The organism is Actinopolymorpha singaporensis (assembly GCF_900104745.1).
Lineage (GTDB): Bacteria > Actinomycetota > Actinomycetes > Propionibacteriales > Actinopolymorphaceae > Actinopolymorpha > Actinopolymorpha singaporensis.
In genome coordinates this window covers 498,759-521,450 of record NZ_LT629732.1, presented here as the reverse complement: position 1 = coordinate 521,450, position 22,692 = coordinate 498,759, and the positions used below count along the sequence as shown (strand labels likewise).

General features: G+C 70.6%; 19 protein-coding genes and 1 tRNA gene. 14 read left to right on the top strand and 6 right to left on the bottom strand.

What is annotated here, in order from left to right; genetic code table 11:
* Positions 1-146 precede the first annotated feature (146 nt).
* Positions 147-3,821 carry an ABC transporter ATP-binding protein gene (locus BLU27_RS02345; protein WP_172804847.1) on the top strand — a complete coding sequence of 1,225 codons (3,675 nt, stop codon included), beginning with the start codon at positions 147-149 and terminating at the stop codon, positions 3,819-3,821.
* 89 nt (positions 3,822-3,910) lie between these two features.
* Here BLU27_RS02345 and phoU read toward each other — a convergent pair whose 3' ends face one another.
* Entirely contained in the window at positions 3,911-4,564 is a 654-nt protein-coding gene (phoU, locus tag BLU27_RS02340; protein ID WP_092650124.1) for a phosphate signaling complex protein PhoU, read from the bottom strand.
* 134 nt (positions 4,565-4,698) lie between these two features.
* On the opposite strand from phoU, the gene BLU27_RS02335 reads away from it, so the two are divergent.
* A complete protein-coding gene (locus BLU27_RS02335; RefSeq protein WP_092650122.1) occupies positions 4,699-6,036 on the top strand; it encodes a sensor histidine kinase in 1,338 nt (445 codons plus the stop codon).
* Positions 6,033-6,716, top strand: a complete 684-nt coding sequence (locus BLU27_RS02330) for a response regulator transcription factor (protein ID WP_092650121.1) — start codon at positions 6,033-6,035, stop codon at positions 6,714-6,716. The genes BLU27_RS02335 and BLU27_RS02330 overlap by 4 nt, the downstream gene beginning before the upstream one ends.
* A gap of 18 nt (positions 6,717-6,734) precedes the next feature.
* On the opposite strand, the gene BLU27_RS02325 is transcribed toward BLU27_RS02330, so the two are convergent.
* Both BLU27_RS02325 and BLU27_RS02320 read right to left on the bottom strand, forming a co-directional pair.
* Entirely contained in the window at positions 6,735-7,265 is a 531-nt protein-coding gene (locus tag BLU27_RS02325) for a copper chaperone PCu(A)C domain-containing protein (protein ID WP_092650119.1), read from the bottom strand.
* Between the two features lie 89 nt (positions 7,266-7,354).
* On the bottom strand, positions 7,355-8,230 hold the full coding sequence (locus BLU27_RS02320) for an AraC family transcriptional regulator (RefSeq protein WP_092650117.1): 876 nt from the start codon (positions 8,228-8,230) through the stop codon (positions 7,355-7,357).
* Between the two features lie 134 nt (positions 8,231-8,364).
* Here BLU27_RS02320 and BLU27_RS02315 point away from each other — a divergent pair, with 134 nt between their 5' ends.
* From BLU27_RS02315 to BLU27_RS02280, 8 genes are all read left to right on the top strand, one after another.
* Positions 8,365-9,150: a phytanoyl-CoA dioxygenase family protein gene (locus tag BLU27_RS02315; RefSeq protein WP_092650115.1), complete on the top strand. Its 786-nt coding sequence runs from the start codon at positions 8,365-8,367 to the stop codon at positions 9,148-9,150.
* 145 nt (positions 9,151-9,295) lie between these two features.
* Positions 9,296-9,781 (top strand): CarD family transcriptional regulator, encoded by a 486-nt coding sequence (locus BLU27_RS02310; RefSeq protein ID WP_092650113.1) that lies wholly within the window; start codon positions 9,296-9,298, stop codon positions 9,779-9,781.
* Between the two features lie 96 nt (positions 9,782-9,877).
* Positions 9,878-10,603 (top strand): 2-C-methyl-D-erythritol 4-phosphate cytidylyltransferase, encoded by a 726-nt coding sequence (gene ispD, locus BLU27_RS02305; protein ID WP_092650111.1) that lies wholly within the window; start codon positions 9,878-9,880, stop codon positions 10,601-10,603.
* On the top strand, positions 10,593-11,090 hold the full coding sequence (gene ispF / locus BLU27_RS02300; RefSeq protein WP_092650109.1) for a 2-C-methyl-D-erythritol 2,4-cyclodiphosphate synthase: 498 nt from the start codon (positions 10,593-10,595) through the stop codon (positions 11,088-11,090). Before ispD ends, ispF begins: the two co-directional genes overlap by 11 nt.
* 82 nt (positions 11,091-11,172) lie before the next feature.
* Positions 11,173-12,597, top strand: a complete 1,425-nt coding sequence (gene cysS, locus BLU27_RS02295) for a cysteine--tRNA ligase (protein WP_092650107.1) — start codon at positions 11,173-11,175, stop codon at positions 12,595-12,597.
* 64 nt (positions 12,598-12,661) lie between these two features.
* The gene (gene rlmB, locus BLU27_RS02290; RefSeq protein ID WP_092650105.1) at positions 12,662-13,657 is read left to right on the top strand and encodes a 23S rRNA (guanosine(2251)-2'-O)-methyltransferase RlmB; all 996 of its coding nucleotides are present in this window, start codon (positions 12,662-12,664) and stop codon (positions 13,655-13,657) included.
* Positions 13,654-14,715, top strand: a complete 1,062-nt coding sequence (locus BLU27_RS02285) for a sialidase family protein (protein WP_197681639.1) — start codon at positions 13,654-13,656, stop codon at positions 14,713-14,715. Before rlmB ends, BLU27_RS02285 begins: the two co-directional genes overlap by 4 nt.
* 74 nt (positions 14,716-14,789) lie before the next feature.
* Positions 14,790-15,956, top strand: a complete 1,167-nt coding sequence (locus BLU27_RS02280) for an acyl-CoA dehydrogenase family protein (protein WP_092650103.1) — start codon at positions 14,790-14,792, stop codon at positions 15,954-15,956.
* Between the two features lie 386 nt (positions 15,957-16,342).
* Here the strand turns inward: BLU27_RS02280 and BLU27_RS02275 are convergent, their stop codons facing one another.
* Together BLU27_RS02275 and BLU27_RS02270 are read right to left on the bottom strand one after the other, a co-directional pair.
* Entirely contained in the window at positions 16,343-17,632 is a 1,290-nt protein-coding gene (locus BLU27_RS02275; RefSeq protein ID WP_092650101.1) for a DUF4032 domain-containing protein, read from the bottom strand.
* A gap of 142 nt (positions 17,633-17,774) precedes the next feature.
* Positions 17,775-18,863, bottom strand: coding sequence for an ABC transporter ATP-binding protein (locus BLU27_RS02270; protein WP_092657050.1), 1,089 nt, complete (start codon positions 18,861-18,863; stop codon positions 17,775-17,777).
* A gap of 426 nt (positions 18,864-19,289) precedes the next feature.
* On the opposite strand from BLU27_RS02270, the gene BLU27_RS02265 reads away from it, so the two are divergent.
* The 3 genes from BLU27_RS02265 (at position 19,290) to BLU27_RS02255 (ending at position 21,938) form a co-directional block, all read left to right on the top strand.
* Positions 19,290-20,324 carry a LacI family DNA-binding transcriptional regulator gene (locus BLU27_RS02265; RefSeq protein ID WP_092650099.1) on the top strand — a complete coding sequence of 345 codons (1,035 nt, stop codon included), beginning with the start codon at positions 19,290-19,292 and terminating at the stop codon, positions 20,322-20,324.
* A gap of 82 nt (positions 20,325-20,406) precedes the next feature.
* Positions 20,407-20,479: transfer RNA gene (locus BLU27_RS02260), tRNA-Thr, on the top strand.
* A 1,186-nt stretch (positions 20,480-21,665) separates the two neighbouring features.
* A complete protein-coding gene (locus BLU27_RS02255) occupies positions 21,666-21,938 on the top strand; it encodes a hypothetical protein (RefSeq protein ID WP_157728165.1) in 273 nt (90 codons plus the stop codon).
* A gap of 5 nt (positions 21,939-21,943) precedes the next feature.
* On the opposite strand, the gene BLU27_RS02250 is transcribed toward BLU27_RS02255, so the two are convergent.
* Complete coding sequence (locus tag BLU27_RS02250) at positions 21,944-22,417, bottom strand: group II truncated hemoglobin (RefSeq protein ID WP_092650095.1); 474 nt, start codon at positions 22,415-22,417, stop codon at positions 21,944-21,946.
* Between the last annotated feature and the right edge of the window lie 275 nt (positions 22,418-22,692).

Sequence of the window (22,692 nt, the reverse complement as noted above, 5' to 3'; positions counted from 1 at the left end):
TGCCCACGCCACGTTCGAGCCGTTCCACGCCGATGTCCGCACCGACCACGACCTCGTCGGTGTCGGTAGCCCGTCGGCCGGTGAAGGTGCCGAAATCCCTTTCTGGAAAGGGGATTACGCCAGAGCCGTCCCCTGTCAAGGGCTGGTTGCGGTGGCTGGCTCCCTACCTCGGCCGCCATCGCGGCGCCCTGGTGGGCGCCCTGGTCGCCGCGACGGCGTGGACCGCCGCGCTGGTCAGCGCCCCGCTGCTGCAGAAGGTCGTGGTCGACGACGCGATCGTGGCGCGGACCAAGCCGGTGCTGCCCTGGGTGCTCGCCCTGGTGGGCGTCGTCGCGCTCCGGGCCTGCGCCAGCGGCCTGTGGCGCGAAACCGGTGGACGGCTGAGCATCCACGTACAGAACGACATCCGCGACGACCTCTACGCACACCTGCAGCACCTGGACGCCGCGGCGCACGAACGGATGCAGAGCGGGCAGCTGGTCGCCCGGGTCAACTCCGACCTGGTGCTGATCCAACAGGCCGTCGGTCTGCTCCCGCCGGTGCTCGGCACTGTCCTGCAGGTGACGTTGGCCCTGTGCATCATGGCCACGTTGTCACCTCTGCTGGCGCTGGTGTTGTGTGGCGTCCTCGTCGTGCTGGTGACCGTCACCCGCCGGCTGCACATGCGCGTGTACGCCGCGTCCTGGGACGCACAGCAGCGTGAGGCGGACATGACCACGGTCGCCGAGGAGGCGATCACCGGCGTGCGGGTGGTGAAGGGGTTCGGCCAGGAGCGGGCGGAGCTCGGCCGGTTCGTGGAGTCGCTGACGGTCCTGTTCCGTTCCCGAGTGCGCGCGGTGCGCGAACGCTCGCCGCTGCTGGCCACGCTGCAGGCCTCGCCGCTGGCCGGCCAGGTGCTGGTGTTGCTGTTCGGCGGCTGGCTCGCCCTGAACGGTCACCTGACCGTCGGTACGTTCTTCGCGTTCCTGGCCTACCTGGCCGACCTGAACGGTTCGGCGCGGCTGCTGGCGACGGTGCTCACGCTGCTGCCGCGGGCGCGGTCGGGCACCGAGCGGATCGCCGAGGTGTTCGCCGTGCAGCCCGAGGTGCGCGACGAGGCGGCCCGGCCCGTGGCCGACGCGACCCCGATCGCCGACGTACGCCGAACCGACAGCATGTCCGAGGGCACCGAGCGCGGTGCGTTCGTGACGTTCGACGACGTGTCGTTCTCCTACCCCGACGGGCCTCAGGCGCTGGACGGGTTCAGCCTGGACGTCCTGCCCGGTGAGACCGTGGCGATCGTCGGGCCGACCGGGTCCGGCAAGTCCTCGGCACTGCAACTGGTGTCCCGGCTGCGTGACGTGAGTGCGGGCCGGGTGCTGCTGGACGGCGTGGACGTTCGGGAACTTCCGCTGCCGGACCTGCGCCGGCGGGTGAGCGTGGTGTTCGACGAGGCGATGCTGCTGTCGGGTTCGATCCGGGACAACATCGCCTACGGCCGCGCGGACGCCACCGACGAGGAGGTCGTCGCGATGGCGAAGATCGCCGCCATCCACGACTTCGTGACCAACCTCCCCGAGGGGTACGACACCGAGGTCGGGCAGGAGGGCCTCGGCCTGTCCGGCGGGCAGCGGCAGCGGATCGCGCTCGCCCGGGCTCTGGTGGCCGACGCGGACGTCCTGGTCCTGGACGACGCGACGTCGGCGGTGGACGTGCACGTCGAGCGGCGCATCCTGGACGCGATGCGCGAGGTGGTCGACGGCCGTACCGTGATCGTGGTCGCCTACCGCGAGTCCACTGTCGCGCTGGCCGACCGGGTGGTGCTCGTGGACGGCGGGCGCGTGGTCGACCAGGGCACCCACCAGGAGTTGCTGGCCCGGTCGGAGCTGTACCAGGCACTGATGTCGGAGCTGGCCGACACCGAGGCCGGTAGGAGCGCCGACGCCGAAGGGAAGAGCGCCCGCGACGGCTCACCGGAGGCCGCCGAGGTGACGCCGGAGGCGTGGCAGCCCTCGCAGACGGCGATGAACCCGTTGCGGGCAAGGGTAGGCGACCCGGTGTCGCCGGAACTCCTGTCCGCGCTGGCCGCGCTGCGCCCGGCCACCGATGAGACCGGCGTCGACGTCGAGCGGGAGTCGAACCGGCACGAGCGGTTCAAGCTCACCCGGATGCTGCGGCCGCAGCGCTGGGGGATCCTGCTCGGCCTGGCGTTGCTGCTGGTGGACGCGCTGGCGGTGCTGGCGGGTCCGCTGCTGGTGCAGAACGGCCTGGATCAGGCCCTGGGCGCCAGGTCGCTGGGCATGCTGCTGGTCACGTGTGCGGTGTTCGGCCTGGTGGCGCTGATCGACTGGAGTGACGTCTGGGCCACCACGTTCGTCACCGCCCGCACCACCGAGCGCATCCTGTACGCCTTGCGGATAAGGCTGTTCGCCCATCTGCAGCGCCTCGGCATGGACTACTACGACCGCACCCACGCGGGGCGGATCATGACCCGGCTCACCTCCGACGTCAACGCGGTGGCCGAACTCATCCAGGCCGGGCTCACCAACGCGCTGGTCGCGATCGTCACGTTCACCGGCATGACGGCGGTGCTGTTGGTGCTCAACCCGACACTCGCGCTGGTGGTGCTGGCGGTCGTCCCGCCGGCGACGGTGGCCACGATCTGGTACCGCCGCGTGGTCGGTCCCGCGTACGAGGAGGCACGCGAGCTCAACTCCGCGCTGAACACCTACCTGCACGAGACCCTCGCGGTGCTGCCGGTCACCCAGGCGTTCCAGCGCGAGCAGGCCAACCAGGCGCACTTCCGGGGCCTGGCCGAGCGGCAGTTCGTCGCGAGGCGGACGAGCAACCGGGCCACCGCGATGTACGTCGCGTTCATCGAACTGCTGGCCGGCCTCACCGTGGCCACCACCTTGCTGGTCGGCTGGCATCTGGTCGAGTCGGGACAGTTGCGGGTGGCCGAACTCGTGCCGTTCCTGCTCTACCTCGCGCTGGCGTTCGCACCGATCCAGCAGATGGCGACGGTGTTCGACATCTACCAGCGGGCCCGCACCGGCATCACCAGGATCGCGGCCCTGCTGGCGGAGGAGGTCAGCGTTCCCACGCCGGCCGAGCCCACGGAGATCGGCAAGCTGCGCGGCGACATCGAGCTCCGCGAGGTCACGCTGCAGTACAACGGCACCCGCAAGCCCGCCTTGCGCGGGGCCAACCTGCGCATCGCCGCCGGTGAGCGGGTGGCGTTCGTCGGGCAGACCGGGGCCGGAAAGTCCACGATCGCCAAGGTGATAACGAGGTTCTACGACGCCACCGATGGGCAGGTCGAGGTTGACGGTGCGCCGGTCACCGGTCTGGACCCGGAGAAGTTCCGCCAGTCGATCGGTTACGTCCCACAGGAGCCGTTCCTGTTCTCGCGCACCATCCGGGACAACATCGCGTACGGCCTTCCGGACGTCACCGACGAGATGGTGGAGCAGGCCGCCCGCGCGGTGGGGGCGCACGAGTTCATCGCCGGGCTGGACGGCGGCTACCTGCACGAGGTGCAGGAACGCGGCCGGTCGCTGTCTGCGGGACAGCGCCAACTGCTGTGCCTGGCCAGGGCGCTGGTCATGGACCCGCGGATCCTCGTGCTCGACGAGGCAACCTCACATCTGGACCTGCAGAGTGAGCGCCGCGTCGAGCAGGCGATGGCGAGGGTCGCCGCCGGGCGGACGACCATCGTGATCGCCCACCGGCCGCAGACGTTGCGGTGGGTTGACCGGATCGTCACCGTGCACGACGGGCAGGTGGTCGCCGACCAGACCGCCGAGCAGTTCCAGGCGGCCCGGGTCTCCGCCGCCCAGTAGGGCCCAGTAAAGGGAAGCAACGAAGAAACCGGGGCCGGTGTCGGGATCGACGCCGGCCCCGGTCACGTTCCAGGGGCTGGACGGAACCGTCAGGACGAACGGACCGGCACGTCGCCGGTCACGAGGTAGATCACCCGGCGGGCCATGGAGACCGCGTGGTCGGCGATGCGTTCGTAGTAGCGGCCGAGCAGCGCGATGTCGATCGCGGCCTCGACGCCGTGCGACCAGTCCTTGTCCAGCACGATGTGGAACAGCGACCGCCGCAGCCGGTCCATCTGGTCGTCCTCGGCCACCAGGTCGACCGCCTGGGTGACGTCGGAGGCAGCCACGGTCTGCGCGACCTTGTGCACCATCCGCTCCGCCACCGAGCCCATCTCGGCGATCGTGTCGTGGAGTTCGGCCGGGATCGCGCACTCGGGGTAGCGCATCCGGGCGATCTTGGCGACGTGCTCGGCGAGGTCGCCCATGCGTTCCAGGTCGGCCACCATCCGCAGTGCGGCCACCAGAGCACGCAGGTCGCTCGCAACCGGCTGTTGCAGGGCAAGCTGCTCGAACGTGCGTTCCTCGACCAGCGACTGCAACCGGTCGATCTGGGCGTCGGCGGCGATCACCCGCTCCGCCCGCCGGGCGTCGGCCTCCAGCAGGGCGCCGGTCCCTTCCCGGACGGCCACCTCCACCAGGTTGGCCATTTCGACCATACGGTCGGTCAGATGCTGAAGCTGCTCGTGAAACGCGTCTCGCATAGCGAACACCGTAGGTGATTCAGGTGACCGGGCGGAGTACGCGGCCAAACAACTGGTGAACTCTGGCCGTCGGCTGTGCGGATCACCGCCCCCGACGAGGGCTTTCGCTGGGAAGCTCGGCTTACCATCGGGGCGTGGAAGCGACGCTCGCCGCGACCCTCAGCGGCCTGGTCGGCCTCGCCATCGGCGCGGTCGCGGTCCTCGCCTTCCGGCTGAGCGAAGGCGCCCAGACCAGGGCCCCGCAGGAGCCGGAGCCGGCCGTGCCGCCCGACGTGGCGAAGGTCCTCGCCGTGCTGCGCTCGGCCGCGGTGGTGGTCGGTCCCCATGACGAGGTACGCCAGGCAAGCGCCCCGGCACGGTCGTTCGGGCTGGTCCGCGGCAGCCGGATCGTGGTCGAGGACCTCCTCGAACTCGTACGCCAGGTGCGCCGGGACGGCGAGATCCGGCAGTGCGACCTGGAGCTTCTCCGCGGCCGCTTCGGCCAGGACGTCCTGTCCGTTTCCGCCCGGGTCGCCCCGCTCGGCAGCGAGCTGATCCTGGTGCTGGTCGAGGACCGCACCAAGGAACGCCGGATCGACACCATTCGGCGTGATTTCGTCGCCAACGTCAGCCACGAGCTGAAGACCCCGATCGGGGCTCTCGTCCTGCTGGCGGAGGCGGTCCAGCACGCTGCGGACGACCCCGAGGCCGTCCAGCGGTTCGCCGGCCGGATGCAGGTCGAGAGCGACCGGCTGACCCGGCTGGTGCAGCAGATCATCGAGCTTTCCCGCGTTCAGGCCGACGACCCGGTGGAGGAGGCGGCGCCGGTCGAGCTGGACCACGTGGTCGACGGCGCGCTGGACCGGTCCCGGGTGGACGCGCAGACCAAGCAGGTCACGCTGGTCCGTGCCGGGGACACCGGCCTCGCGGTGACCGGAAGCGCCCAGCAGTTGATCATCGCGCTCGGCAACCTGGTCGAGAACGCCGTGACCTACAGCCCCGAGTACACCCGCGTGGTGGTCGACGTACGCCGGCGGCCGGCGGCCACCTTCGACGGGTTCGGCCCGATGGTGGAGATCGCGGTGTCCGACCAGGGCGTCGGCATCCCGGAGAAGGAGCTGGAGCGGGTCTTCGAACGCTTCTACCGGGTGGACCGGGCCCGCAGCCGGGAGACCGGCGGTACCGGCCTCGGCCTGTCGATCGTCAAGCACGTGGCGGCCAGCCACGGCGGGGCGGTCGACGTGTGGAGCGTGGAGGGCGAGGGGTCGACCTTCACCCTCCTGCTGCCGCTGCGTCCCGATCCCGCGTCGGAGTCGTCCGCGCCCATCCGCGAGATCGGTTCGGTCCGCCTGCCCGACCCGGCCGCGCTTCCCCGCCCTGTGCGGCTCCCGGCAGGCGCCGCCGACCGGGGCGAGCGAAACGATCCCCCAACCAGACCCGCAACGCCGGCGGACGCGAGTGCCGTACGCCGCCCGAAGGAGGCAACCCGGTGACTCGAGTGCTCGTCGTGGAGGACGAGGAGAGCTACAGCGACGCACTGTCGTACGTCCTTCGCAAGGAGGGGTTCGAGGTCGCGCTGGCGGCCACCGGAACCGTCGCGCTGGAGGAGTTCGAACGCGGCGGCGCCGACATCGTGTTGCTCGACCTGATGCTGCCCGGGCTGTCCGGCACCGAGGTCTGCCGCGAGCTCCGTCGTACTTCCAACGTCCCGGTGATCATGGTGACCGCGAAGGACACCGAGATCGACAAGGTGGTGGGGCTGGAGCTCGGCGCCGACGACTACGTCACCAAGCCCTACAGTCCGCGCGAGCTCGTCGCCCGGATCCGCGCGGTCCTGCGCCGTGGCACCGAGCCGACCGGCGAGGTGGTCCAGGCGACGCTGGAGGGCGGTCCGGTCCGGATGGACGTCGAACGCCACGTGGTGTCGGTGAGCGGAGACGACGTACGCCTTCCGCTCAAGGAGTTCGAGCTGCTGGAGATGTTCCTGCGTAACACCGGCCGGGTGCTGACCCGCGGTCAGCTGATCGACCGGGTGTGGGGCGCTGACTACGTGGGTGACACCAAGACGCTGGACGTGCACGTCAAGCGGCTGCGGGCGAAGATCGAGCCGGACCCGTCCAATCCGCGTCACCTGGTGACGGTGCGCGGGCTGGGCTACAAGTTCGAGGGCTAGACCGAAGGCCCCGGGCGCTCAGCCGGGGAGCGGCTTCGACGGGAGCCTCGGCTTCGGGCCACCACCGGGCGGCGGCACGGTGGCCCAGATGCCCCTGCGCGGGACGACCAGAATGTCGAGGCGCACGGTTCCGGCACGCTGGAACCGGAACGTCACCGGGACCGCGAGTCCGGGCTTGAGGCCGGCACCGGTCAGGGTCGTGGGCACCGCGGTGCCCAGGCTGGTGGTGTCGCCGAGCACCGCCACGCCACGGGCCGGCAGCGGCACCGTGCCCGAGCCCACCTTGGCCTGGCCACCGGGCACCCGCACACCCGTCAGGGCGTCGGCGCCGGAGCCGTTGTTGAAGATCGTGCCGACCAGCGTGGCCTCGCCCTCGCGCGGAGCGACCGCGACGACGTTGCGAAGCCGCAGGTTGCCGTGGTTGGTCCACACGCCGTCGCTCGGGGTGTAGGCGACCTGCGTACCGGAGGAGCTACAGCCTGCGAGAACGGGCAGGGTGACGGCGACCAGGCCGGCGGCCAGGCCGCGGCCGATCCTCGATGACAGCACGGCGTTCCTTCCTCGGTGTAACACGCGGCGCTCGCACAGCGTAGCGGGCCCGCCACCACTCGCCGATGTTAGGACGTGTTCGGGGCGCCCTACGGGACGAACGCGCGCCGGGCACGCCGCCGGTACGCGCGCGGGGAGAGTCCGTGCGCCCGGTGGAAGCAACGGGTGAAGTACGACTGGCTGGCGAAGCCGGTGCGGTGGGCGATCGCCGTGACGGTGAGGTCGGTGGTGGTCAGCAGGACCCGGGCACGTTCGAGCCGCAACTCGGTGACGAAACGCGTCGGCGAGGTCGCGTAGTGGGTGCGCATGGACCGGGCCAGATGGGCTCCGCTCACGGCGGCGAGCTCGCGCAGGCGGGGTACGCCGGCCCGCAGATTGTCCTCGGCGCGCATGTCGGCGCAGGCGCGTACGAGCCATGCCGGACGCAGCTCGCCCTCCGGGCCGACCCGGTCGGCTGTCGTGTGCGCGTCGAACGTGCCGAGGGCGAGGATCTCCGACCAGAACCGGACCAGGTCCAGCATCGTCGGCGTGCGGTGGAACGCCGCCAGTGCCCGGTCGAACGCCGCCCGCCCGGCCTCGCCCCGCTCGTCCCGCAGCTTCAGCAGCGGAGGGTCGGGACGCTGCTCCAGCGCCCCGTCCGGATCGGCGCCGGCGAGGTCGACGAACGCCTGCCAGGCCGGCGCCGGAAAGGCGACGTTGACGAACGTCACCCCGGCCGGTGACCGCCCGGAGATCGCGTGCTGGTCGCGTGGCCGGACGAGGACCACGTCGCCCGGCCCCAGGGCCTGGACGCCGGTGCCGACGTGGTGGTCGGCGTACCCGTCGACGACGCCCATCAGCTCGTAGAAGTCCGCGTGGCCGTGCCGGTCTGACCCCCCCGATCGGGGCCCGAGCCGGACCTGGGCGGCGTGGTAGGCCCGCCCGAGGGCGTGGGACTCGAATCGCAGCGGCTGCCGGGACGGCATGTCAGAAAAGTACACATTCCCGCATCGGCAGTGCTATCGCGCGACCGGCACCGGCTCCGACCATGGGAGCAGGCAAGGAGCAGGCCACGAGCAGGACGCCCGAGCAGGAATCGCCGACGAAGGGGACGAGCCCGATGACCGCAGAAGTACTGGACGAACGCGACGCACGCGAACGCTACGACACCGACGGCTACGTGATCTTCCGTGACGTCATCGACGCCGACCTGATCAAGGAAGTGAACGCCCACGTCGAGTGGCTGCAGGCCCGGCACCCGGAGCTGCGGCCCGAGCAGTTGGGGCACGTTCTGATGCGCGACGACCCGTTCTGGGTCCGGCTGATCAGCGACGACCGGTTGGTCGACATCGCCCAGATGTTCGTCGGACCGGACGTCGCGTTGTTCGCGTCCCACTACATCTGCAAGCCGCCCTTCTCCGGCCAGCCCGTGCTGTGGCACCAGGACGGCGCGTTCTGGCCGCTGGAGCCGATGAAGGTGGTCACCCTGTGGCTGGCGGTCGACCCGTCCACCCCGGAGAACGGATGCGTACGGCTGGTACCGGGTTCGCACAAGTGGGACGTCGCGGGGATGCGCGACAACACCGACGTGGAAAGCGTTCTCGGCAAGGAGATCGCGGTCGACGTGGACGAGAACCAGGCGGTCGACATGGTGCTGCGGCCCGGCGACGTGGAGGTCCACCACCCGCACATCGTGCACGGGAGCAACGCGAACACCTCGCCACAACGCAGATGCGGTCTCACGATCCGCTACATTCCGACAACGACTCGCATCGTCTCCGACGAGCTGCCGTGGCCGAGCGCGTTCCATCTGCGCGGTGCTCCGGGCGTCAATCCGTACCAGCCGAAGCCCGTGTACGTCGAGGGAGAACACCTGCCGTTCCGGGGCTGTGAAGCCTGGTCGTAGCCGCTCCTTGCAGGCCCTTTCACCTGCCCGAGCATGCCGCAACGCCGCTTGTCAACCCCCCATCCCCGCGCTGACCTGCGGAAACGTCGAGGGTGTCAGGATCGCCCCGTGTTACCCTTGTCACCGAGGAAGGGGTACCTGACATATGACTTTCAAGGTCGGCGAGACAGTGGTGTACCCCCATCATGGGGCTGCCGTCATCGATGACATCGAGACACGCAAGATCAAGGGCGTGGACAAGACCTACCTCGTCCTGCGGATCGTGGCACAAAGCGATCTCGTTGTCCGGGTCCCGGCGGACAACGTCGACCTGGTCGGCGTCCGCGACGTAGTGGGTCAGGAAGGTCTGGAGAAGGTCTTCGAGGTTCTCCGTGCTCCACACACGGAGGAGCCGACCAACTGGTCGCGGCGCTACAAGGCCAACCTCGAGAAGCTCGCCTCCGGTGACGTGATCAAGGTGGCGGAGGTCGTTCGCGACCTGTGGCGCCGTGAGCGGGACCGCGGGCTTTCCGCAGGTGAGAAGCGGATGCTGGCGAAGGCTCGGCAGATACTCGTCTCCGAGTTGGCGCTGGCGGAGAACACCAACGAGGACAAGGCCGAAGCCCTCCTCGACGAGGTGCTCGCTTCCTGACGACGTGCGCGAGCCTCGACCCCGGCTGACGCCGGGGTCGAGGCTTCTCCTGCGCCCGCACTCCTTCCGTACGACCTGTACGACCTCACAGAAGTGATGAGAACCGCAGCGATCATTCCGGCCGCCGGCCGCGGCGAACGCCTGGGCCCGGGCGTGCCGAAGGCGCTCCGCGAGCTGGGCGGTGCGCCGCTGCTCGTGCACGCGGTCAGGGCGGTGGACCGCGCCCGTTCGGTCGACCTCGTGGTGGTGGCCGCACCACCCGACGACCCCGCCGCCGTCGAACGCCTGCTGGCCGACTACGAGTGGATCGGTGAGGTCCTCGTCGTCGCCGGTGGCCTCGACCGGCAGCAGTCCGTGGCCCGCGCGCTGGTCAGCCTGCCCGAGGACGTCGACGTCGTGCTGGTCCACGACGCGGCCCGGCCACTGGCGCCGCCGGAACTCGTCGACGCGGTGGCCGCGACGATCCGCCGCGGTGCCGCCGCCTGCGTGCCGGTCGTCCCACTCGCGGACACCGTGAAGGTGGTCGCCGACGACCAGGTGGTCCGCACCCTGGACCGGTCCTCGCTGCGTGCGGTGCAGACTCCGCAGGGGTTCCGGCGGGGCGTACTGGCGGCCGCGCACGCGGCGTTCCAGCAGGCCCTGGCCGCCGGCGGACTTCCGGAGGTGCCGCCGGTCACCGACGACGCCGGCATGGTCGAACGCCAGGGCGTCCCGGTGGTGGCCGTTCCCGGTTCGGAGGAGGCGTTCAAGGTGACCAGGCCGCTGGACCTGCTGACCGCGGAGGCACTGCTGACGCGGCGGAGGGCAGCCGGTGCCCGCTGACTCTCCTGCTGACGGGCTTCCCCGCGTGGGCGTCGGGGTCGACGTCCACCCGTTCGCGCCCGGTCGGCCGATGTGGGTCGCCGGCCTGCACTGGCCGCAGGAGAGCGTCGGGCTGTCCGGTCACTCCGACGGGGACGTGGCCGCGCACGCCTGCTGCGACGCGATCCTGACCGCCGCGGGGCTGGGCGACCTCGGTGCCCAGATCGGCACCTCGGACCCGGTGTGGGCCGGCGCCTCCGGCGTCGCGCTGCTGACCGAGATGGCCGGTCGGGTCCGATCGGCGGGGTGGCGGATCGGGAACGTCTCGGTGCAGGTGGTCGGTGTCCGGCCCCGGATGGCCGCGCGCCGCGCCGAGGCCGAGGGCGTGCTGAGCGAGGCGTGTGGCGCGCCGGTGAGCGTGGCCGCGAAGACGACCGACGGGCTCGGGTTCACCGGCCGCGGCGAGGGGCTGGCGGCGTTCGCCACCGCTCTGGTCGTACCCGCCTGAGGGAATTTCGGGCGAATCGCCGAATCGGTGGCCAGGATCGCCGGGAGGCCGGCCGCTGTCGGGTCCTCGGTACGCTGAGTCAATGAACTTGCGCCTGTACGACACGCGCGCGCGTGCGATCCGTGACTTCGAGCCGCTCCAGCCCGGCAAGGTCACGATGTACGTCTGTGGCGCCACCGTGCAGAGCCCCCCGCACATCGGACACGTGCGGTTCGCCGTCAACTTCGACCTGCTCCGCCGCTGGCTGCTGCGCCAGGGCAACGAGGTCGTCTACGTCCGCAACGTCACCGACGTCGAGGACAAGGTGATCGCGAAGTCCCAGGCGGAACAGGTGCCCTGGTGGGAGCTGGCCTACCGCAACGAGCGGGCGTTCTCCGCGGCGTACGACCTGCTCGGCTGCCTCCCGGCGACGCTCGAGCCGCGCGCGACCGGGCACATCCCCGAGATCGTCGCGCTGATCGGCCGGCTGATCGAGGCCGGCCACGCCTACGCCAGCGGCGGCGACGTGCTGTTCGACGTACGGTCGTTCGCCGACTACGGCGCCCTGTCCGGTCAGCGGGTCGATGAGGTCCAGTCGGCCGGCGACACCGAGAACGCCGAGGCCAAGCGCGACCCGCGCGACTTCGCGTTGTGGAAGCGGGCCAAGCCAGGTGAGCCGAGCTGGGACACGCCGTGGGGTCCGGGCCGGCCGGGCTGGCACATCGAGTGCTCCGCGATGTCGACGAAGTATCTCGGCCGGGAGTTCGACGTCCACGGCGGCGGTATCGACCTGGTGTTCCCGCACCACGAGAACGAACGCGCCCAGTCGCTGGCGGCCGGCGACCCGTTCGCGCGCTACTGGCTGCACAACGCCTGGGTCACGATGTCCGGGGAGAAGATGAGCAAGTCGCTCGGCAACTCCCTGCTGGTTCAGGAGGTCGTCCGCCGCGACGTCCGCCCGGTCGAGCTGCGTTACTACCTCGCCTCGCCGCACTACCGCTCGATGATCGAGTACTCCGAGGAGGCGCTGCACGAGGCGGCCGCGGCGTACCAACGACTGGAGGGCTTCGTCGAGCGAGCGGTGGAGTTCGTCGGGGAGGGCGGGGACGCCGACGGGGAAGGCTGGACGTCGACCCTGCCGGAGGCGTTCGTCCAGGCGATGGACGACGACCTGGGCGTCCCCCAGGCGCTCGCGGTGGTGCACGCGGCCGTCAGGGACGGCAACACCGCCCTGGCCGCCGACGACAAGGCGACCGTCCGGGCGCGACTGCTCGAGGTGAGGTCGATGCTTTCGGTGCTCGGCCTGGATCCGATGGACCCGCGCTGGCGGCGTACGGCCGGACAGGACGACGCCCTCCGCGCGGTGGCAGACACGCTGGTGCGAGCATTGCTGGTCCAGCGCGAGGAAGCGCGGGCCCGGCGGGACTGGGCGGCGGCCGACGCGGTGCGGGACCAACTCAGGGACGCCGGCGTGGAGGTCACCGACACTCCGCACGGTGCCCGGTGGGACGTCGCCGGCCGGAGCTGACCGAGGCCGGCCGAGGGCGCGACCCGGCTGATCGACGTACGACATCGAGTGGGTGGAGGCTGGCGTGGCCGGCAACAGCAAGCGTCGGGGTGCGATCCGGCAGCGGTCCTCGGGCAACCCGACGGCGGGCTCGGGCGGGCGGGTCCGCCGCGGCCTGGAGGGCAAGGGGCCGACGCCACGGGCGGAGGACCGGCCCTACCACAAGGCTCACAGGCGGGTGCAGGCCCAGAAGCGGGCGGCCGCCTCGGCGGATGCCCGGCGCGGCGGGTCCGGCCGGGCAGGCGCGGGCGGCCGCGCCGGTGACCGGCCGGAGTGGATCGTCGGCCGCAACCCCGTCGTGGAGACCCTGCGATCCGGCGTACCGGTGAAGACGGTCCAGATGGCGGAGCGGATCGACCGCGACGACCGGGTACGCGAGATCCTTCGGCTGGCCGCCGAGAACGGCGTCCCGCTGCTGGAGGTCACCCGGCTGGAGCTGGACCGGCTCACCAGTGGGGCCGTCCACCAGGGCGTGGCGGTGCAGGTGCCGCCCTACGAGTACGCCGACCCCGACCAGCTGCTCCAGGACGCCATCGACAGCGGTGAGCCGCCGCTGCTCGTGGCGCTCGACGGCGTCACCGACCCGCGCAACCTGGGCGCGGTGGTCCGCTCGGCGGCGGCGTTCGGCGCGCACGGAGTGGTGGTCCCCGAGCGCCGGTCCGCCGCGATGACCGCGGCCGCGTGGAAGACCTCGGCCGGAGCGGCGGTGCGGGTGCCGGTGGCCCGGGCGGTCAACCTCAACCGCACGCTGAAGGCGTACCAGAAGGCCGGGCTGCGCATCGTGGGGCTGGCCGCGGAGGGCGAGGGCGACCTCGCCGAGGTGGCCGACCTCGACGGCCCGGTGGTGCTGGTCGCGGGCTCGGAGGGCAAGGGGCTGTCCCGGCTGGTCCGCGAGACCGCCGACGACCTGGCGCGGATCCCGATGCACTCGGGTACGGAGTCGCTGAACGCCGGGGTCGCCGCCGGCATCGCGTTGTACGAGGTGGCCCAGCAGCGAGCCAGGTCCGCGGCTGCCGAGTGAGCGCGGCGTCCGCGTCCCCGGCGGAGTCCGGGTCCCCCGCGTCCCCGGCGCGGGTGGAGCTGGAGTTCGTGGTCCGCGACGACCCGCGGTTCGCGGCCTGTCATGCGTCGACGGTGCTGCCCCTCCCGGGCGGACCGCTGGCGGCGTGGTTCGGCGGGAGCCGCGAGGGTGCCGGCGACGTGGCGATCTGGCTGTCCCGGCGTACGCCCGACGGCTGGTCCCGCCCGGCGCGGGTGGCCGACGAGGACGGCCTGCCGCACTGGAACCCCGTGCTGTTCGTGCCTCCCGGCAGTGACGCGGCCGGTGAGGTCTGGCTGTTCTACAAGGTGGGCCGGCAGATTCCCTCGTGGCGCACCCGGGTGATCGTGTCCGGTGACGGCGGCCGCACCTGGTCGGCGCCCCGCGAGCTCGTGCCCGGCGACGAGGGCGGGCGCGGCCCGGTGAAGAACAAACCGATCGTGCTCGCCGACGGAGGCTGGCTCGCGCCGGCGTCCGTCGAACGCCCGGACACCTGGGACGCGTTCGCCGACCTGTCGTACGACCGGGGGCGTACCTGGCAGCGCAGCGACTTCGTACCGGTGGACCACGCGACGTTCCCCGGCAAGGGGATCATCCAGCCCACAGTCTGGGAGTCCGCGCCCGGCCAGGTGCACATGCTGGTGCGCAGCAGCTGCGGGTGGGTGTGCCGCAGCGACTCCGCCGACGGCGGCCGGACCTGGAGCACGGCGGTGCCGACGTCCCTGCCGAACAACAACAGCGGGATCGACCTCGCCCCGCTCCCCGACGGCCGGCTGGTCTGCGTCCACAACCCGGTCGGCAGGTCGTGGGGCGTGCGGACGCCGCTCACCGCGGCGATCTCCGCCGACAACGGCCACAGCTGGCGGCACTGGGCGACGCTGGACGACGAGCCGGCCCGAGACGGGGATGCGGACCGCAACGTCGAGGACCGGGAGTTCTCCTACCCGGCCGCGGTGACCGACGGTGAGGGAGTCACCGTGACCTACACGTGGCGGCGCCGCGGGATCAGGTCCGCCCGTCTCACTCCGCAAGACGCGTGACAGAGTACGCGTGAGGCCGCGTCGGTAAGAGTCCGGCCGTACGGACGCCTTCCCAACGTCGAGGAGGACCCGCCATGCCGGTCGAACGCCTGCTTCCCACGCCAGAGGCGCACGACCTCCTCGACCTGACCCGGGAGATCGCCGCGGAGCAGCTCGCGCCCCGGGCGGCCGAGGCGGAGGAGACGAGCACCTTCCCGCGGGAGACGTTCCGGCTGCTCGGCCGGGCCGGCCTGCTGTCGCTGCCCTACCCGGAGGAGTACGGCGGGGGCGGCCAGCCGTTCGAGGTCTACCTGCAGGTGCTGGAGGAGCTGGCGTACGCCTGGCTGAGCGTCGGCGTCGGCGCCTCCGTGCAGTCGCTGACCTGCCATCCGCTGGCGGCCTTCGGCACCGACGCACAGCGTGAACGCTGGCTGGGGACACTGCTGTCCGGTGACCTGCTGGGTGCGTACTGCCTGTCGGAACCGCAGGCGGGTTCGGACGTGGCCGGGATGACCACGCGGGCGGTGCGCGACGGGGAGGGCGCCGACGCGGACCCCGCCGGCCCGTACGTCGTGAACGGCACGAAGGCCTGGATCACCCACGGCGGCGAGGCCGACTTCTACACGTTGTTCGCCCGTACTTCCCCCGACCGCACCCGGGGGATCAGTTGCTTCCTGGTGGACGCGTCCACGCCCGGACTTTCGTACGCCGCGCCCGAGCACAAGATGGGCATGACGGCGTCCACGACCTGCCAGGTGCACTGGGACGACGTACGTGTCGACGCCGACCGGTTGATCGGCGCGGAGGGTGAGGGCCTGCGAATCGCCTTGTCCGCTTTGGATTCCGGTCGCCTCGGCATCGCGGCGTGCGCGGTCGGGCTCGCGCAAGCAGCGCTTGACACCGCCGTCGCGTACGCCAAGGAACGCTCGCAGTTCGGTCAGCCGGTCATCGGTTTCCAGGGGCTGTCGTTCCTGCTCGCCGACATGGCCGCCGGCGTGCAGAGCGCCCGTGCGACCTACCTGGACGCGGCGAGACGGCGCGACCGCGGCATGGCGTACTCCACCGAGGCGGCCGTTGCCAAGCTCACCGCCACCGACACGGCGATGAAGGTGACGACGGACGCGGTGCAGGTGCTCGGGGGTTACGGCTACACCCGGGACTTCCCGGTGGAGCGCTACATGCGGGAGGCGAAGGTGCTGCAGATCTTCGAGGGCACCAACCAGATCCAGCGGCTCGTCATCGGCCGGGCATTGTCGGCGTAAGCCCAAATCCTGGTTGGGATTTCAGGGTGTCGGCAACCACCGGCCGGTGAGGACCTGCCGGCAACCGTCGGCGGTGGGTAACCATCGGCACCGCTGTCCGCCCCGTCAGTTGCCGGCTTCGGTAGGCCGCGCCGATCCGGCGTTGTTTCCGTCCTACCGGACAGGTCCGGTGCGGGACCTCCCCCGGTGCCGGCGAGGTAGGCCGCCGGGGCTTAGGGGTCGTCCGGGGCTGGCAGGGTGCGCCGCGGCAGACCAGCTGGTGGCGGCAGGGTGGGCCGGTGGCGCCCGGTGGGGCGGGGACGCAGCTTCCCCCGACGGGCGGACGGATCGCGAGCGACAGCAGTCGCTAGCGGCCTGCCTTGTCAAGACTCAGTTGACAACAGCTGTCAGGAATCGCCGTCCCGTAAGGGTTTCAGGTCGGTGAGGGTGTCGTCGTCGCGCACCGGCTCCAGGTCGGAGAGCGTGTCGTCGCCGCGCGGGAGCGCCTCGCGTTCGTCCGGGCGGGACCGCAGGACGGTGTCGACGTAGGAGCGGGCGGCCTCCACCAGCGGCAGCTCCCGGTGGGCGTTCTCGGAGCGGTACCACCGGTGTTCGAGGACCTCGTGGAACACCTCGGCGGGTTCGAGCTTGCCGCGCAGTTCGGCCGGGACCTCGTGCAGGACCGGTTCGAACACCTCGGTGAGCCACTGGTGGGCGACGATCTCCTCGTCCTCGTACTGCTGCTCGGTGGCGGCCCGGAACGCGTCGAGGTCGTTCAGCAGCCGGCGCGCCTGGTTCTCCTCCACGTCCAGGCCGGTGAGCCGGAGCAGCCTTCGGGAGTGGTGCCCGGCGTCGACGACCTTCGGCTGGATGCGGATGTGCCGTCCGTCGAAGTCGGTGTGGATGTCGAGTTCGGCGACGTCGAAACCGAGGTCGTTCAGGCGCTTGATGCGTTGCTCCAGGCGGTACATCTCGCCGGTGTCGAACTCCTCCGGCTCGGTCAGCTCCGCCCACAGCCGCTGGTAGCGGTCGACCACGGTGTCGGCGAGCTCGAGGAGTTCGAGGTCCTCCGACAGGTAGCCGCCGGCCTGCAGGTCCATCAGCTCGCCGAAGATGTTGGTGTGCGCGAGGTCCAGGTCGTAGGCGCGCTGGCCGGGGGAGAGCTCGTCGTGCAGGTCGCCGGTCTCGGCGTCGACGAGGTACGCGGCGAACGCGCCGGCGTCCCGCCGGAACAACGTGTTGGACAGCGAACAGTCGCCCCAGAAGAAGCCGGCCAGGTGGAGCCGCACGAGCAGGGCGGCGAGCGCGTCGACGAGGCGTACGACGGTTTCCGGGCGGAGCGTACGGGAGAAGACCGCGCGGTAGGGCAGGGAGAACGACAGGTGCCGGGTGATCAGGATCGGGTCGATCGGCTCGCCCGCGGCGTCGACCCGGTCCAGGACGATGCCGACGGAGTCCACGGAGGGGACGTCGAGGCGTTCGAGGTCGCGGAGCAGGCGGTTCTCCCGTACGACGAACCGCTCGGCGGCCTCCTTCAGCGCGTACACCTGACCGCGGTTGCGGACGAACCGCACGACGTGGCGGGAGATGCCGCGGGGGAGGGCGACGAGGTGGTGCTGCGGCCACTCCGCGAGCGGGGTGTTCCACGGCAGGGCGAGCAGGCCGGGGTCTGCGGCCATGGAGACGAACCGAGGCATGGGGACCAGTTAATCCGTAAGGCCGCCCGGGAGACAAAACGACCGGGGGCCCGCCGGACGAGACCGGCGGACCCCCGTGGCCGACCGTGGTCGGCCTGTGTCGTTGTCGGTACGGGCGGTGGCCCGCCCGGGTGGCGTCGCGTCAGTCGGTGAGGCGGTCGCCGGTGGATGCGGAGAAGACGTGGATCCGCTCGGTGTCGGCCGCGAGCTTCACCTTGGCGCCCTTCTCCGGCGGGCGGCGGGCGTCGATGCGGGCGATGATCTCCTTCTGCTCGTCACCGTTGCCGACCAGGCCGTAGAGGTAGGCGTCCGCGCCGAGCTCCTCGACCACGGCCACCTCGACCGGCAGGCCGTTCTCCTCGTTGGAGACGATGCGGAAGGCCTCCGGGCGGATGCCGACGGTCGCCGCGGCGTCCTGGCCGAGCCTGCTGCGCACGGCCGGCTGGAGCGGTACGACGTAGCCGCCGACGTCGACGCCGGACTCGGTGACCTTGCCGTCGAGCAGGTTCATCGCCGGGGAGCCGATGAAGCCGGCCACGAAGACGTTGTTCGGCTTGTCGTAGAGGTTCAGCGGAGTGTCGTTCTGCTGCAGGAGGCCGTCCTTGAGGACCGCCACCCGGTCGCCCATCGTCATCGCCTCGGTCTGGTCGTGGGTGACGTAGACCGTGGTGATGCCGAGCCGGCGCTGCAGAGCGGCGATCTGCGTACGGGTCGAAACCCGCAGCTTGGCGTCCAGGTTGGACAGCGGCTCGTCCATGAGGAAGACCTTCGGCTCCCGGACGATCGCGCGGCCCATCGCGACGCGCTGGCGCTGACCACCGGACAGCGCCTTCGGCTTGCGGTCGAGGAACTCCTCCAGGCCCAGCAGTTGCGCGGCCTCGCGGACCTTCTGCAGGCGCTGCTCCTTGGACACGCCCTGCATCTTCAGCGCGAAGCCCATGTTCTCCGCGACCGACATGTGCGGGTAGAGCGCGTAGTTCTGGAACACCATCGCGATGTCGCGGTCCTTCGGCGGGAGGTGCGTGACGTCCCGGTCGCCGATGCGGACCGCGCCGTCGTTGATCTCCTCCAGCCCGGCGAGCATGCGCAGGGAGGTGGACTTACCGCATCCGGAGGGGCCGACGAGGACCATGAACTCGCCGTCGGCGATGTCGAGGTCGAGCTTGTCCACCGCAGGCTTGTCAGAGCCGGGGTAGATCCTGGATGCGCTGTCGTACGTGACGGTAGCCATGAAGAAGCTCCATCCCTTCACCGGCAGGAACGTGCCGGACGATCCGAGCAAAGGGTTGCTGGCGTGCCTTTCGCAGGACGCCACGGGCAGGGTCATGGTGACATGGCGCTCATGTGAATGTCACCAGGTGGCGGGCGGTCAGCCCGGATCCGGCCGCTCGGTGTGGGCTCTCGGAGCGTTCTCGTTGGTACGTTCGGTGACGGCGCGAGTGCGGGGCGCGGCGGGGAGGTCTCCCTCGCGGGGTTTCACGTACCGACTGCTGCCTTCTTCCACGGCTTTTCTGCAAGAACGGTCCGATCCGTGCATGCTGATGCTGGCCGGACGGCTGGTTGGACGCTGCCCGGAGTGCTGCTCGGCGGGCGATCCCCGCCCCGGCCAGGAGTTGGCGGCGGGTGATCCTCGCCGCACTGACAGACGGAGGGACGCATGCACGGAGGGCCCGGGAAGCGGGCGCGCCTGGTCGATCTTGCCGCCCAGGCGGGGGTGAGCGAGGCGACCGTGTCGAGGGTCCTGAACGGCCGTCCCGGGGTGAGCCCGGAGACCACGCGGGCCGTGCTCACCGCGCTGGACGTGCTGGGGTACGAGCGGCCTGCCAGGCTGCGGCAGCGCAGCGCGGGCCTCATCGGCCTTGTCGTACCAGAGCTGGACAATCCGATCTTTCCGGCGTTCGCCCAGGTGATCGAGACGACCTGCGGCCACCACGGCTACACCCCGGTGCTGTGCACCCAGACTCCCGGCGGCGTCGGCGAGGACGAGTACGTCGAGATGCTGCTCGACCGGGGCGTGTCCGGGATCATCTTCGTCTCCGGCCTGCACTCCGACCTGTCCAGCGACCCCGGGCGCTACCAGAAGCTGACCGGGCGCGGGCTGCCCGTCGTGTTCGTCAACGGGTACGTCGAACAGGTCGACGCGCCGTTCGTGTCCACCGACGACGCGGTGGCGACCGACCTCGCCGTACAGCATCTCGCGAGCCTCGGGCACCGGCGGATCGGGTTCGCGTGCGGGCCGGACCGGTACGTGCCCGTGCAGCGGAAGCTGGTGGCGTTCAGCGCTTCGGTCGGGTCTCCTGCTCTGAAGGCGTCCGGGGTGGTCGGGATCGTGGAGCAGTCGCTGTTCTCCGTCGAGGGCGGGCATGCCGCAGCCACCCGGCTGCTGGCGGAGGGCGTCACCGGGATCGTGTGTGGCTCGGACCTGATGGCGCTCGGCGCGATCCGGGCGGTCCGCCAGCGCGGGCTGGAGGTGCCCCGCGACGTCTCCGTGGTCGGGTACGACGACTCCCCGCTGATCGCGTTCACCGACCCGCCGCTGACCACCGTGCGCCAGCCGGTCCACGCGATGGGGCTGGCGGCGGTGCGCGCGTTGATCGACGAGATCCACGGGCATGGCGCGCCGCACTCGGAGTACCTCTTCCGGCCCGAACTCGTGGTGCGCGGGTCGACCGGGGCGGCGCGGCCTCGCTGAGGTCTCGTGTTGGCTCCCTGTTCAGAGTCGGCCGGGCCGCGGGTAGGGCGGATGCCCCGCGCGGCTAGGCTTGGCGGGCCTGGCCAGCGTGGCGCAACTGGTAGCGCACCCGACTTGTAATCGGGCGGTTAGGGGTTCAAGTCCCCTCGCTGGCTCTTAGTAAAAGCCCAGATCAGAGCGGTTTCGGCCTGGGTTTCGTCGTTCCGGTCGACGGAATCTGTCAATGGTTTCGTTAGCCGGCTTCCAGTCGTCTCCAGTTGAGGAGGGCAGGAAGGCAAGATGTTGCTGCAGGTAGAGGCTCACGTAGAAGACCGTGCCGAACCAGCTGGCCACGAAACTGAATCCGGCCGCCGAGGTGTCTCGCATTCCACATAGCCGGAACAGCTTCAGCGGAATCATCGGATGGCGGGCGCGTGCCCCGATCCGTGGAAACCGGCGAGTCTGGCGATCGCACCCGCCAGGGCAGTGAGCACTACTGGTGAGCTGAAGCCGAGGACACGGTGCCGTGTCTCAGGTGTTCCTTGAGGCTCTGTCTCGGCTGATGGTTGACAGGTGGCTGGATGATTGAGGTTGCCGTGCGTAGCGGCCTGGACTTTGCTCGTATTGACGGGCTTGGTGGTGGTGCGGCGTGCCGGAGAGACGTTGGCCGCCCCGGGCAGGTGTCCCGGTGGCTGGGGGAGTGAGCCCAGCCGCACCGGCCCGGGGCGGGGTCCTACCGCGATATCTGCTCCGCGCACCGTGCACAGAGCGGTACGAGCCCGGCCTCCTCGACCAGAGCGAGGTACTCCCTGACGGTCAGCGTCGAGCCATCCTCACAAAGCACGTCGTCGAGCTCGCGGGTACTACCGCACCGGAAGCACGTGAGCGCGGTCAACGGTCTGCCTCCGCCCGAGTGTGATCGGATCGACGTCGGCTTCAGGGCTCGCCTGGCTTGGCCCCGCGGCGGCCGGGCCGCCAGGTTCGCCCTTGCAGGGGAGGGTGGTCTTCGGCGGGCCTTCGAAGCCTGCACGGGCGATATCGCGACGCCGGACAAGGGCTGGATCCAGATGCCGGGCATCACACACCGCGCAGACTGCGATGCCGTTCGCGAGCCAAGCAAGAGGTCCGCAGCACCATGGCGGACGGGGGCACAGACCCACTCCTGGTCCTCGGTGTACTTGATGAGGTAGTCACCTGGAGTCAGAAGGTGATCGCGGGGGGAGGTGATGTGGACGGACATCAGACGTCCATGGCGGGTAGAGGTCCAGAGCCCGAGATGGGGGTTGGGACTCCGCTTCGGGTGCATCCCCGCCAATCGGGGTGCCAGAGGGAGCCACCATACGGCTAAACCGGCTTGGCCGGATGACTTTCTCCCAAACCGTGGCCGAGTGGAAGGCTCACCTCAAGGCGATGGCCGACCGGCGGGCCGGGCGACTCGATCCCCACGCGGCGATGCTCCGTTGGATGTCGGCGTACGAGAAGGCTCCGTTCCGGATCAGCGCCTACAAGCAGATCGACCAGCGTCTCCAGCACGCCGAGACGTGTCGCGTGGACTGCCACTCGGTGCGCAGCACGACGCAGTCCGAGGCGTGCGGTGAGCCGGCATGGCGATGGCGCCTGCTGGTAGTCGTGTGACCCGCTCAAGCGACGTCATCAGAGTCGGTCGAGACGACGAGTCCGTTCCATGACCAGCGTGGGATGCTCAGACCGTCCGGGACATCATCGGCGGAGTGGTGGTAGCGGGCCATCGCGGTGGTGGTTGCCCACGCGAAGTAGTCGTGCAGCCTTTGCCGGAGGTGGTTGTCAGTGGCGCGACCTATGTCGGCGAGTGCCTGGTCGAAGCAGACGATCGCTCGACGGTCCATCTCCTCGTGGGCGCCGTTTCCGCTGTGTATGCGTACCACGGAGGTCTCGTCGCCATAGTGGTCGGTGTAGGTCGTCGGGCCGCCGAGCGCTTCTGCCCAGTAGGCGGCGAGTCTTTGGCTGTGGTCTGGATGGACGCCGTGGCTGAACGCGTGGCTGACCACCTCGTCTGCCATCACCCTGGCATGCCAGGCGCCGGCCAGGCGGAGCAGACCGTCGCCACCACCTGCAGCCTCGTACACCGTCTGCATGGCCAAACTATGGCAGGCCGACGGACGGAGCCACGGTCGAGCTTTGCGGCCCGGCACGGCTAATGCGCTGGCGGACCAGGCCTTGCCTGTCCGAGGTCGACCGGGCCGTCAATGCGCAAGCTCCTCCCTCCTGTCAGAGGTGCACCGCCAGCTCGAGGACCTGGCGTACCTCGACCCAGATCACCACGACCGGCCCCCAGCGTTCACCGCTGGCCGGCCGATGCCCACCGACAAGCCGATACCGACGAACCTGAGGAGAACGGCGAAAGGCCATC